The organism is Micromonospora zingiberis (genome assembly GCF_004331455.1).
In the GTDB taxonomy this organism is placed as follows: domain Bacteria; phylum Actinomycetota; class Actinomycetes; order Mycobacteriales; family Micromonosporaceae; genus Micromonospora; species Micromonospora zingiberis.
This window is the reverse complement of sequence record NZ_SJJR01000005.1, coordinates 315138-327649: the sequence shown is the minus strand read 5'-3', so window position 1 is coordinate 327649 and position 12512 is coordinate 315138. Positions and strand designations below refer to the sequence as shown.

The 12512-nt window shown below is 70.8% G+C and carries 10 protein-coding genes; 1 reads left to right on the top strand and 9 read right to left on the bottom strand.

The features are described from left to right. Window positions 1–149: 149 nt before the first annotated feature. The 3 genes from E0H26_RS10870 to E0H26_RS10860 form a co-directional block, all read right to left on the bottom strand. On the bottom strand, window positions 150–812 hold the full coding sequence (locus tag E0H26_RS10870; protein ID WP_131303450.1) for an acVLRF1 family peptidyl-tRNA hydrolase: 663 nt from the start codon (window positions 810–812) through the stop codon (window positions 150–152). Between the two features lie 118 nt (window positions 813–930). Then, window positions 931–4557 (bottom strand): reprolysin-like metallopeptidase, encoded by a 3627-nt coding sequence (locus E0H26_RS10865; protein ID WP_240742103.1) that lies wholly within the window; start codon window positions 4555–4557, stop codon window positions 931–933. Between the two features lie 316 nt (window positions 4558–4873). Beyond that, complete coding sequence (locus tag E0H26_RS10860) at window positions 4874–5530, bottom strand: LysE family transporter (protein WP_131303449.1); 657 nt, start codon at window positions 5528–5530, stop codon at window positions 4874–4876. A gap of 474 nt (window positions 5531–6004) precedes the next feature. Here E0H26_RS10860 and E0H26_RS10855 point away from each other — a divergent pair, with 474 nt between their 5' ends. Beyond that, window positions 6005–7873 carry a S8 family peptidase gene (locus tag E0H26_RS10855; protein ID WP_240742102.1) on the top strand — a complete coding sequence of 623 codons (1869 nt, stop codon included), beginning with the start codon at window positions 6005–6007 and terminating at the stop codon, window positions 7871–7873. A gap of 74 nt (window positions 7874–7947) precedes the next feature. Here the strand turns inward: E0H26_RS10855 and E0H26_RS10850 are convergent, their stop codons facing one another. The 6 genes from E0H26_RS10850 to sufD are packed head-to-tail and all read right to left on the bottom strand — an operon-like array spanning window position 7948 to window position 12453. Continuing rightward, window positions 7948–8349 (bottom strand): metal-sulfur cluster assembly factor, encoded by a 402-nt coding sequence (locus E0H26_RS10850; protein ID WP_131303448.1) that lies wholly within the window; start codon window positions 8347–8349, stop codon window positions 7948–7950. Continuing rightward, the gene (sufU, locus tag E0H26_RS10845) at window positions 8346–8822 is read right to left on the bottom strand and encodes a Fe-S cluster assembly sulfur transfer protein SufU (RefSeq protein WP_131303447.1); all 477 of its coding nucleotides are present in this window, start codon (window positions 8820–8822) and stop codon (window positions 8346–8348) included. Before sufU ends, E0H26_RS10850 begins: the two co-directional genes overlap by 4 nt. 40 nt (window positions 8823–8862) lie before the next feature. Further along, the gene (locus E0H26_RS10840; protein WP_131303446.1) at window positions 8863–10167 is read right to left on the bottom strand and encodes a cysteine desulfurase; all 1305 of its coding nucleotides are present in this window, start codon (window positions 10165–10167) and stop codon (window positions 8863–8865) included. Between the two features lie 26 nt (window positions 10168–10193). Further along, the gene (gene sufC / locus E0H26_RS10835; RefSeq protein WP_131303445.1) at window positions 10194–10967 is read right to left on the bottom strand and encodes a Fe-S cluster assembly ATPase SufC; all 774 of its coding nucleotides are present in this window, start codon (window positions 10965–10967) and stop codon (window positions 10194–10196) included. Continuing rightward, on the bottom strand, window positions 10967–11311 hold the full coding sequence (locus E0H26_RS10830) for a non-heme iron oxygenase ferredoxin subunit (RefSeq protein WP_131303444.1): 345 nt from the start codon (window positions 11309–11311) through the stop codon (window positions 10967–10969). Before E0H26_RS10830 ends, sufC begins: the two co-directional genes overlap by 1 nt. Continuing rightward, window positions 11311–12453 (bottom strand): Fe-S cluster assembly protein SufD, encoded by a 1143-nt coding sequence (sufD, locus tag E0H26_RS10825; protein WP_131303443.1) that lies wholly within the window; start codon window positions 12451–12453, stop codon window positions 11311–11313. Before sufD ends, E0H26_RS10830 begins: the two co-directional genes overlap by 1 nt. Window positions 12454–12512: the final 59 nt, after the last annotated feature.

Here is a 12512-nt window from a genome sequence, read left to right as displayed (position 1 = left end):
ACTTAGGCATGTCGATCTGTCAACGCCGCCGTTTGACGATCTGCGGCTTTTGATAAGCACTGCCAGAAAGATCGCCTGTCACGACGGGGGTCGGCACGCGCGGCGTGGCTCGACCGGTGTCCGCACCGGAGGAACTGGGGTCTGCGAGGTCAGCTGGTCGGGTCGCGATGCGGATCGCGTACCAGCACGTGCACCGCCCGAGCGGCGGCGACCGCGGCGACCAGCACCGCGTACCGCGGCTCGGGTACGTCGAGCAGGCGGTCGGCACGCAGCGCGGCCAGCGGGGCGAGCCGGCGGTCGGCCAGCGCGCTGTCCACGGCCCGCCGGTCCCCACCGGCGACCACCGCGTCCAGCCGGTCGGCCTGCGGCAACAGCAGCCGGGCCGCGAGGTCGACGGCGTCGGCCAGCGCCGCCTTCGCCTGGTTGTCCCGGCGTCGGGCGAAGCGCTGCTGCGACCAGCCACCTGCGGCGGTGCGCCCCTGCACGTACCGGGTGTCCACCTTGTGTACCGGCAGTTGGTCCCCCTCGGCGACGCCGACCGCCACCGCGCCCTTACGGGCCAGCAGCAGCCCGATCCGGCGCGGCACGATGGCCTGCACGACGAAGGTTTCGAGGTCCGGCGCTGCGGGTGCGCCCGGCGGGGTGTGCAGTTCGGCGGTGGCGCCGTCGGGCGCCGACAGCAGCAGGCCGTACTCGTGGGTGGTGCTGACGGGCGGGCCGTGCCGCTCGGCGAAGCCGGCCACCCAGCGTGCGAGGCGGGCCGGGTCGACCTCGACCCACCGGCCACCCCCGGCCGCGGGTCGGCTGCTCATCCCCCGACCGTACGGCACGGGCGAGAGGCAGCGGTACGTGGGACGGCAGCAGGGCAGCGCGGAAACGGTACGCGGGAGGACACCGGCTCGGTGTCCTCCCGCGTCAGCTGTCCGTCGGTCAGTGCACCGTGAGGTTGCCGCCGGTCAACTTCACCTCGCCGGTACCCGCCCCCGTCCAGTCGGACGAGAACAGCAGGACACCGCCCTGCCACAGGGTGATCCCGACGGTGTCGTTGCGGCCCGGAGCACCCCGGTCGGTCACCGCCACCGCCAGCGTCAGGCCACTGGCCACCAGCTTGCCCTTGCTGTCGTACAGGCTGGCCCGGTAGCGCACCTCGGCCAGCTTGCCCGCCGAGGTGATGCCGAGGCCGTCGACCGCAGTGGTCTTGACCTTGTAGGTGGCGCCACCGGACTTGAACGTGATCTCCGCGTGGCCCGACGCCGCCTTCTTGGTGGTGGCCGGCTTGGCGTTCAGGTCCACCGACACCTTCGACGACCGGTCCGCCGGGTAGGCCCCGGCCGACCGGGTGACGGTGATCTCGCCGTCACCGGTGAGGAACCCGCCGTCGGACCGTCCGACCGTCACGGTGGCCGTGGTGCTGCCGGTGTAGTACCCACCAACCGTCGCGGTGATGGTGTGCGTACCCGCCGGCAGGGTCGCCGTGCAGGCCGCCGAGCCGGTGGTGGTCGGCGCGGCGACCAGTTCCACCTCGCCGGTGCAGAGCGTCGCCCTGCCCGCCGTGAAGGTCACCGTGGCGTTGCGCAGGTCGCCGGCGGTGGTGTCGGTCGCCGACGGAAGCACCGAGCTGTCCCGCAGGACGGCCCGCAGCAGGGCGCTGCCGGCGGCACCGCTGGTCGCGGTGCTCACCAGCGTGTCACCGGCCCAGGTCGCCGCCGCGTTCTCCGGGGTGACGCTGATGGTGAACGAGGTGCTGCCGGCCAGGCCGGAGCCGTCGGTCACCGTGACGGTGACGGGGTAGTCGCCCGGGGCCGCCGCGGTGGTGCCGGTGACCGTCCAGTTCCGGGTGCCGGGTCGGGTGTCCGTGCCGGAGGTGTCGCCCACGGCCAGGACCAGGCCGGCCGGCAGACCGGTGGCGGACGCGGCCAGCGCGGTCCCGGCGGTGTCGGCGTCGGTCGCCGTGATCGTCACCGTCGGCGAGAGCGCGTCGCTGTACTGGACGCTGGCCCCGCCGGCCGGGGCGTCGTTGGACACCTCGGGCGCGGACCGGATGGTGAACTCGGCGTCGTTGACGGCGAAGAAGACGTTGCCGACCGCCTCGATCTTGATCCGGGCCTGCCCGGTCGCCAGGTTCGGCAGGTTCACCGTCGCGGTGCCGGTGTTCGGGGTGCTCTCGGCCAGCACGTACGGGAAGGTCTCGCCACCGTTGACGGAAAGCGTGATCTTCACGTTGCTGGCGTTGACCGGCGCCGCGTCGGTGCCGGCCACGTCCCAGGTCACGGTCTGCGCCGAGCCACCGTCGAGGGTGGTGGCGCCGGCCTGCGAGGTCACCAGGAACGGCCCGGCGTCCGGGGCCAGCCTCAACGCCACGTTGGCGCTGCCGATGCCGCCGCCGCCCAGCCGTCCGTCCCGGGCGGTGAGCTTGAAGTTCAGCGTCCGGTCGTTGTTGAAGCCGACCCAGTCGCGGGTGGGCAGGAACTCCGAGTAGCAGTCCAGGATCTCCGGCGGAACGTTCGAGGCGCTACCGCTGGCCGGTGGCGCCGGGGCGGCCGGGCAGGCCCCCGTCTTGGCGTTGGTGTTGCCGGCCAGGATCTGCTTCAGGTCCGGGAAGACCCGGGTCGAGTTGGTGGTGACCGCGTTCTGGCCCGGCGAGTGGTACTTCAGGGCGTCCTCCGGCGACACCCACGCCGGCTCGCCGAAGACCCGGAACAGCGGCCCGTTGGTCTTGGTGTTGTTCATCAACGCGGTACCGGCGCTGCCGCCCCGGTCGTTCTGCTCCCACAGGTAGGTGATCGTGTCGCCGTCCACGTCGGTGGCGCTGCCGGTGAGCGCGAACGGGGTACGCACCGGGATGGTGACGTTGTCCGGCACGGTGACCACCGGCGCGTGGTTGGTGGTCTGCTCGACCAGGTGGCCACCGTTGTCGATGGCACCACCCTTGGCGGTCTCGCCGACGAAACCGGTGGCACCGGTGAGGTTGGTCAGGGCGAGCGGGGCGACGTTGGTGGCGGCCAGGGTGCCACCGAAGGTGACCTGGAAGCCGGTGTCGTTGAGCGCGCCGCTGGCACCGAAGGCGGCCACCGTGGCGATGGCGCCCGCCGGCCAACCGGCGATCGACTCGATCGCCGCCTTGATCCCGGCGGTGGTGTAGTTGACGCCGCGCACGATCGGTGCCGAGTCGACGCCGCCGTAGTTCACGGTGAACGAGTCGCCGTTGGTGTCGAAGTCGACGAGCGAGATCGTCTGCACCTCGTTGATCGCCGGCCGGTTCGAGGTCACGAAGTTCGTGATCTCGGTGTAGGTCCGGTGCGACCAGTACGGGTCGGTGTGCGGCTGGAGGTTGTCCTGCTGGCAGATGCCGGCGTACGCCATGATCGACGAACCGCTGCCCGGCTCGTACGAGTTGGCCGCGCTGCGGTTGCCGCCGGAGCAGTTCCACTGGTTGCCGTTGAAGGTGTGGTTCCCGGCGAACTGGTGACCGATCTCGTGGGCCACGTAGTCGACCGCGAAGTAGTCACCGACCGGGTTCGGCAGGCCGGTGCAGCCGCGGGCCTTGCCGTCGCCGCCCACCACGCCGAGGCCGGCGATGCCACCGCCGCTGAGGCCGAGACCGATGTGGCCGACGTCGTAGTTGCTGGCGCCGACGATCTGGCCGAGCACGATCCGGTTGCGGTTCAGCAGGCCGCTGCTGCACCCGGCGACCTGCGCCGGGGTGTAGCAGGCCGCCCCACCGCACGGGCCGTTCGGCTCGGTGGCCAGGCTCGGGGTGTTCAGGTTGGTCTTGTCGGTGTCGTTGATCAGGACGAGCCGGATCGCCGTCTCGTCCTCGTAGATCTGGTTCACCCGGTTGATCAGCGTCACCTTCGCCGCGGTCACGTTCTCCGCCCCGAAGTAGTTCGCGTACGTCGGGTCGGTGACGAACGCGAGGCGGTAGGTGCGCAGCGTCACCAGCGGACCGGCCACCGGCTCGTCGAGGGCCGAGGTGACCTCGTCGTGCAGGGCGTGGGCCGCCGACTCGACGTCCTCCCGCTCGACGAAGTCGCCGTGCCGGTCCTCCAGGTCGCGCGCGAAGTAGCTCGCGTACAGGCTCTGGTCACGGTGGTAGTAGGGGTCGATGTACCAGGCGCCCTCAGCGGAGCGGATCGACGCGTGGAAGCCCAGGGGGGTCAGGTCCGCCCGGATCGTCGCGGTCGGGTCGTCCAGACCCGTGCCCGCGTACGTGCTGATCTCCGGGTGCTTGGCGGCGAGGCCCGGTTCCATCACCGGCGACTTCACCAGCTCGAAGCGCTGGAAGCTGCCGTCCGGCGCGGGCAGCGACACCACCTGCTTCTGCTGGCGCAACGCCCGACGGTTCTCGGTCGGCGCCTTGTCCAGCACACCCTTGATGCCGGCACGGTCCAGCGTGTAGGCGCTCAGCCGCTTCGCCTTGATCGCGGCGGGTCGGCCCGATCTGGTGGCGGCGGGCTTGCCGTCCACCTTCCGCCACGGCCCGTCGGCCGACGGCGTGGCGGGGGCGGCACCGGCCGCCGTCGGTGCCGCCAGGACCGGCAGCATCGCCGCGGTCATCGCGGCTACCAGGATTGCGGCCAGTCGACCACGACGTGACCGGCCGTCTCTCGACCGGCCACCCGATTGGTGGGTGAGGGGGGTCCTCAAGTCAGCTCCCTGTTGGTGGAGGGGTGAGACCGAACCACGCCCGCCCGGGTCGACGGGACAGCCGCGGATGATCTACGGATCTGACAGCACCCTAGGCGGATGGCGGATGCCGGACATCCACTGAAAAGGGGAAGAAGCTCTGGCCCGGGGCCAGGGCACGCGATCCGCAACGCGTTCGTACCGCGATCGTCACATTCGACTGCCCGAAGTGGAGGGTTTGCGCCGATCATCGGTTGACGAGCATGGCGACGGCGAGCGCCGCGATGATGGCGCTCGACAGCAGCGCGGTGACCAGGCGGCCACGGTCGCTGGTGAGCAGCCGACCGACCATCGTGCCGCCGGCGGCGATCAGCAGCTGCCAGCTGGCCGAGGCGAGGAACACCCCGAGGGTGAACAGCGCCGCGAGGGCGACGCCGGATCCACCCAGGTCCGGCCGGCCGAGCACCAGCGCCGTGAAGTAGACGACGGTGGCGGGGTTGAGCAGGGTCAGCGCGAGGATCCCGGCGAACGCCCGGGCCGGGGTCTCCAGTCCGCGTCGTGCTGTTCGTGGGCTTGCCCCGCCTCCGGTGTCCGGGTCCGGGCGGACCGGGCCGCGGGGCCGCAGGGCCCGCCACGTCCCGTGCCCGGCCAGGGCCAGCAGCACCGCCGCCGCGACCAGCCGTAGCGGCGTGGCGAACGGCGCCAGCCAGCCGGCGACGATGGCACCACCGAAGGCCGCGACCCCGGCGTAGACCCCGTCGGCGGTGGCCACCCCGAGCGCGGCGGACGCGCCGACCCGGAACGAGGTTCGCGCGGCCAGTCCGAGAATGAGTACGGCGATGGCGCCGACCGGAATGGCGACACCGTAGCCGGCGACGACGCCGGCCAGGAACGCGCCGGTCACGACGGTCGAAAGCGGATCGAGACGCGGCCCGATGCCACCTGCTGTCGACCGACGACGATGGTCGCGGTGACAGCGGACGGTGGGATCGGGTACGCCTCGTTCACGTGCACATCCTGGACCGCGCGTCCCGGCCCGCGCCAGCGCATTAACGCGGGACCAGCCTCGGGCGCCGGCCCATCGGGAATCAGTTGGCAATTCCGGAATATTGCCCCGTGGAAACTTTTCACCCGACCGCAACAACTGCGGCGATCGGCGGTGAACGGGGCGCGAAATTACGGGCCATGTTTCCGCCTCGTTAACGAATACCGATCGATCGAGCTGGATGGCAACCGCACCAGAGTACGGGACCCGAAGCGGTAATCAAATATCTAAACATCTATATGCTTTGGCCCTAGCATCTGTGTCAGTCAGCTCCACGGCAATCGGCAGACCTGTCACAAACAGGCCGGCCGCGCATCGGAAAGGAGGCGGGAGATGATCTTCTCCCGGCCACCACGGCGCAGTATGCGCCTCGGACTCACCGCCACCGCCGCTCTCACCACGCTGGCGTTCGCCGCACCAGCAAACGCCGAACCGGCGCAGGGCCAGATCCTGCACGCCGGTGACCAGAGCGCCGTCGCCGACTCGTACATCGTCGTACTGAAGGACAGCGCGGTGAGCCGGGCACAGGTCGCAGCCACCGCCAAGTCCCTCGCTGGCAAGCACGGCGGCAGCGTGGCCCGCACCTACCGCGACGCGCTGCGCGGCTTCGAGGTACGCCTGACCGAGCGGGCCGCCAAGCGGCTGGCTGCCAACCCCGCCGTCGAGTACATCCAGCAGAACCGGACCGTCTCGATCGCCGGCACCCAGGCGCCCACCCCCTCCTGGGGCCTGGACCGCATCGACCAGCGGTCCCTGCCGCTGAACAACAGCTTCAGCTACCCCAACGACGGCACCGGGGTCACCGCGTACATCATCGACACCGGCATCCGGTTCTCCCACTCCGACTTCGGCGGGCGGGCCGTCACCGGCTTCGACGCCATCGACGGCGGCAGCGCCGACGACGGCAACGGCCACGGCACCCACGTCGCCGGCACCGTCGGCGGCACCGCGTACGGGGTGGCCAAGGGGGTCACCCTGGTCGGCGTCCGCGTGCTGGACAACAGCGGCGGCGGCACCTACGCGCAGGTCATCGCGGGCATCGACTGGGTCACCGCGGACCACCAGCCGGGTGAGCCGGCGGTGGCCAACATGAGCCTCGGTGGCGGCTACGACCAGGCCACCAACGACGCGGTCAGCCGTTCCATCGCCGACGGCGTGGTGTACTCCCTCGCCGCCGGTAACAGCAACGCCAACGCGTGCAGCTTCTCCCCCGCCGCCACCCCGGAGGCGATCACCGTCGGCGCGACCACCAGCACCGACGCCCGGGCCAGCTACTCCAACTTCGGCACCTGCCTGGACATCTTCGCCCCGGGCAGCAGCATCACCTCGGCCTGGATCGGCAGCGACACGGCCACCAACACCATCAGCGGCACCTCGATGGCGGCCCCGCACGTCGCCGGCGCGGCTGCCCTGGCGGTGGCCGCCAACCCCGGCTACACCCCGCAGCAGATCCGCGACCTGCTGGTCAACGACGCCACCAACAACGTGGTGACCAGCCCGGGCACCGGCTCGCCGAACAAGCTGCTCTACACCGGCAACATCGTGCCGCCCACCCAGGACTTCAGCATCGGTGTCACCCCGGGCACCGGCGCCGTCACCCCGGGCAGCTCGACCACCGCCACGGTCAGCACCACCACCACGGTCGGCACGCCGCACAGCGTGGCGCTGAGCGTCTCCGGCCTACCGGCCGGCGTCACCGCCAGCTTCAGCCCGGCCACGGTCACCTCCGGCGGCACCGCCACGCTGACCCTGAGCACCGCCGCCACCACCGTTCCGGGCCTCTACTCGCTGAGCGTGATCGGCACCGGACCGGAGACCTCCCAGGCCACCACCTTCGCGCTCACCGTCAACGGTCCGCCGGGATGCGCCCAGACCAACGCCACCGACTACGCGATCAACGACAACAGCACGATCGAGAGCACGATCGTGATCCACGGCTGCGGACGCAACGCCAGTGCCACCAGCACCGTCGCGGTCCGCATCTACCACACCTGGATCGGTGACCTGACCGTCTCGCTGATCGCCCCGGACGGCACCGCCTACGTGCTGCACAACCGCACCGGCGGCAGCGCCGACAACATCTTCCAGACCTACACCCGGGACCTGTCCGGCAAGGCCGCCAACGGTGCCTGGAAGCTGCGCGTCCAGGACTCCGCCAGCGCCGACACCGGCTACCTGGACAGCTGGACCCTGACCCTCTGACCTGACGCACCTACCCACGCGACAGCGCCCGGAGCATCCGGCCAAGGCCGGGCTCCGGGCGCTGTTCGTACGCCTCAGACGTTGAAGCCGAGGGAGCGGAGCTGGTCCCGACCCTCGTCGGTGATCTTGTCCGGTCCCCACGGCGGCAGCCAGACCCAGTTGATCCGGATGTCGTTGACCAGACCGCCACCCGGGCCGGTGGTCAGCGCCTGGCGGGCCTGATCCTCGATCACGTCGGTCAGCGGGCAGGCCGCCGACGTCAGCGTCATGTCCAGGGTGGCAACGTTCTCGTCGTCGACGTGCACCCCGTACACCAGACCCAGGTCGACCACGTTGATGCCCAGCTCCGGGTCGACGACGTCCTTCATCGCCTCCTCGACGTCGGCCACGGCCGCCTTGCCGCCGGCCGCCGGCGTCGCCGCACCGTCGGTCGCCACCGCGCCCGTCTCCGGCGCGGGAACAGAATCCTCGGTCATGCCTTCACCTCCGTCGGGCTCTCGCCCACCCCGGCGCGTGCCGCGGCGTCCTTGAACGCCATCCACGGCAACAGCGCGCACTTGACCCGGGCGGGATAGCGGGCGACGCCCTCGAACGCCACCCCGTCACCGAGCACCTCTTCGTCCGGCGTGACCTGGCCACGGCCGGACATCAGTGCCACGAACGCCTCGTGCACCCGGTACGCGTCGGCCGTACCCCGGCCGGTCAACAGCTCGTGCAGCACGCTGGCGGACGCCTGGCTGATCGAGCAGCCCATCCCCTCGTACGACACGTCGTGCAGCACCTCGCCGTCGGTGGCCACCCGGACGGTCACCTCGTCACCGCAGGTCGGGTTGACGTGGTGCGCCTCGGCCACCCGGTCGGCCGGGTCGGCGGCGTCGCGCAGACCACGCCCGTGCGGATGCTTGTAGTGGTCCAGGATGATCTCCTGGTAGAGAGACTCCAGCTGCATCAGACTGGCCTCCCGTCGATTCGCCGCTGCATCGCCAGACTCAACCGAACACCTTCCGCACCTGTTCCAGGCCCGCCACCAGGGCGTCGATCTCCTCGGTGGTGGTGTAGAGGTAGAACGAGGCCCGGGTCATCGCCGGCACCCCGAACCGGGTGCAGACCGGCCGGGCACAGTGGTGACCCACCCGCACCTGCACACCGAGGGAGTCGAGCACCTGCCCGACGTCGTGCGGGTGCACGTCGCCGAGAGCGAAGGAGATCGTGCCACCCCGGCCGACCGGCACCTCCGGGCCGAAGATCCGCAGGTCGGGCACGCTACCCAGGGCGTCCAGGGCGTACGCGGTCAGCTGCTTCTCGTGCCACTGGATCGCCGGCATGCCGAGGCCGGTGAGGTAGTCCACGGCGGCGCCGAGGGCCACGGCCTCGGCGATCGGCGGGGTGCCCGCCTCGAACCGGGCCGGCGGCGCGGCGAACGTGGAGCCGCCCATCGTCACCGTCTCGATCATCGAGCCACCACCGAGCACCGGCGGCATGGCGGCGAGCAGTTCCGCCCGCCCCCACAGCACGCCGATGCCGGTCGGACCGCACATCTTGTGCCCGGTGAAGACGATGAAGTCCGCGTCCAGGTCGACCACGTCGATCGGCATGTGCGGCACCGACTGCGAGCAGTCCAGCAGCAGCAACGCGCCCACCTCACGCACCCGCGCGGTGATCCGCGCGGTGGCGTTGACGGTGCCCAGGATGTTGGACATGTGCACCAGCGAGACGATCTTCGTCCGCTCGTTGACCAGGTCGGTCAGCCCGGACTCGTCCAGCCGGCCGTTGTCGGTGACCGGGAACCAGCGCAGCGTCGCGCCGGTCCGCTCGGCCAGCAACTGCCACGGCACGATGTTCGAGTGGTGCTCCATCTCGGAGATCACGATCTCGTCACCCGGGCCGAGCCGGAACCGAGGGTCGGCGTCCGGGCGCAGCGAGGCGTTCGAGAAGGCGTACGCCACGATGTTGATCGCCTCGGTGGAGTTCTTGGTGAACACCACCTCGTCCACGCTCGGCGCGTTGACGAACGCGGCGACCTTCGCCCGGGCCGCCTCGTACGCCTCGGTGGCCTCGGTGCCCAGCGTGTGCACCGACCGGGACACGTTGGCGTTGTGCCGCTCGTAGTGCTCGCGCAGCACGTCGAGCACCTGGCGCGGCTTGTGCGAGGTGTTGGCGCTGTCGAGGTAGACCAGCGGATGCCCGTTGACCTCCCGACCGAGGATCGGGAAGTCGGCACGCACCGCCGCCACGTCGTAGCGCGGCACGTCGTCGTACTGCGGCATCCCCGGCGGGATCGCGATGGTGGTCATCGTGGTGACCAGCCCTTTCTTGGACGTCAGGCCCGCGCCGAACCGGCGCCGGCCACGTACCGCTCGTAGCCCTCTTCTTCGAGCTTGTCGGCCAGCTCCGGGCCGCCCTGCTCGACGATCCGGCCAGCCACGAAGACGTGCACGAAGTCCGGCTTGATGTAGCGCAGGATCCGGGTGTAGTGGGTGATCAGCAGCAGGCCGGTGTCGCCGGTGTCGCGCACCCGGTTGACCCCCTCGCTGACCACGCGCAGCGCGTCGACGTCCAGACCGGAGTCGGTCTCGTCGAGGATGGCCACCTTCGGCTTGAGCAGCTCCAGCTGCACGATCTCGTGCCGCTTCTTCTCGCCGCCGGAGAAGCCCTCGTTGACGTTGCGCTGGGCGAACGCCGGGTCCATGTGCAGGCGCTCCATCGCGCCCCGCAGCTCGCCACCCCAGGTGCGCAGCTTCGGCGCCTCACCGTCGATCGCGGTCTTGGCGGTACGCAGGAAGTTCGCCACCGACACGCCGGGGACCTCGACCGGGTACTGCATGGCCAGGAAGAGACCGGCGCGGGCCCGCTCGTCGACGGACATCTCCAGCACGTCGACGCCGTCGAGGGTCACCGAGCCACCGGTGATCTCGTACTTCGGGTGCCCGGCGATCGAGTACGCCAGGGTCGACTTGCCGGAGCCGTTCGGGCCCATGATCGCGTGCGTCTCACCGGAGCGCACGGTCAGGTCGACACCGGCCAGGATCGGCTTGAGCTCACCCTCGGGCAGCTTGACCGACACCTGCAGGTCACGGATCTCCAGGGTGCTCATTATCGGGTCACTCCATTACTCGGCAGCGGGCGGCCGTCGCCGTCCACGGAAAGGTAGATGTCGCCGTCGCGGACTTCGACGGGATAGACGGGTACGGGTTCGGTGGCGGGCAGCCCGGTCGGCGCACCGGTACGCAGGTCGAAGCGGGAGCCGTGCAGCCAGCACTCCAGCGTGCAGCCCTCGACCTCGCCCTCGGAGAGCGCCACGGCGGCGTGCGAGCACTCGTCGTACACGGCGTAGAACTGGCCGTCCTCCCCGTGCACCAGGGCGACCTGGGTGCCCCCGACGTCGGCGCTGATCGCGCTGCCCTTCGGCACGTCCTCGACGGCGCAGATGCGGATCATCAGGCGCCGGCCTTGGTGAGCCGCGCCTCGATCGCCTCGCCGAGCCGCTCGCGCAGGTCCTCGACCGGGATCTTGTTCAGCAGCTCGGCGAAGAAGCCGCGCACCACCAACCGGCGCGCCTCGGCCTCCGGAATACCCCGGGCCATCAGGTAGAACAGCTGCTCGTCGTCGAAGCGACCGGTCGCGCTGGCGTGGCCGGCACCGGCGATCTCGCCGGTCTCGATCTCCAGGTTCGGTACGGAGTCCGCCCGCGCGCCGTCGCTCAGCAGCAGGTTCCGGTTGATCTCGTACGTGTCGGTGCCGGTCGCCTCGGCGCGGATCAGCACGTCACCCACCCAGACCGTGTGGGCGCTCTCGCCCTGCAACGCGCCCCGGTAGCCGACGTAGCTGCGGCAGTCCGGCACGGTGTGGTCGACCAGTTGCCGGTGCTCCAGGTGCTGGCCGGAGTCGGCGAAGTAGACGCCGTACAGCTCGGCCTCGCCACCCCGCTCGGTGTACTCGACGGTGGTGTACTGGCGGACCAGGTCGCCGCCGAGGGTGACCTGGACGTGCAGCACCCGGGCGTCCCGGCCCAGCCGCACCTTCAGGTGCTGCGCCTGCACCGCGTCGTCGGCCCAGTCGGCGACGGTGACCAGGGTCAGCTTCGCCCCGTCGCCCACCGTCACCTCGACGTTGTCGGCGAGGGTCGCCGAACCGACCTGCTCCAGCACCAGGATCGCCTCGGCGAACCGGCCGACCTGGACGACGGTGTGCCCGAAGGCCAGGCCCTCGCTGCCCTCGCCGACGGCCCGCAGGATGGTCGGGCCACTCACCACGGCGTCCTGGGCCACCCGCACCAGCAGCGCCTGCTCGACGCCACCGTAGGCCAGCGCGCTGACCCGGTCGACCGGGGTGAGCACGCTGCCGACCCGCTGGTCGTCGCGGCCGATCCGCTCGACGGTCACGCCCTCGGGCAGTTCGTCGTACTCGTGCCGAACCGTGCCGGTGGCGGTCCGGTCGTCGCCGACCAGCCCGCGCAGCCGCTTGAGCGGGGTGAAGCGCCACTCCTCCTCCAGGCCGGTGAGGGCCGGGAAGTCGGCGACGTCGTACGAGCGCAGCGCCTGCGACTTGGTGCTCGGCGGCGCGGAAGCCTGGGTAGTCATCTCGTCCTTGGTCTGTTCTTGCGACGACGGTCTGGTGCTGGGTTGGCGGGTCGGCGCGG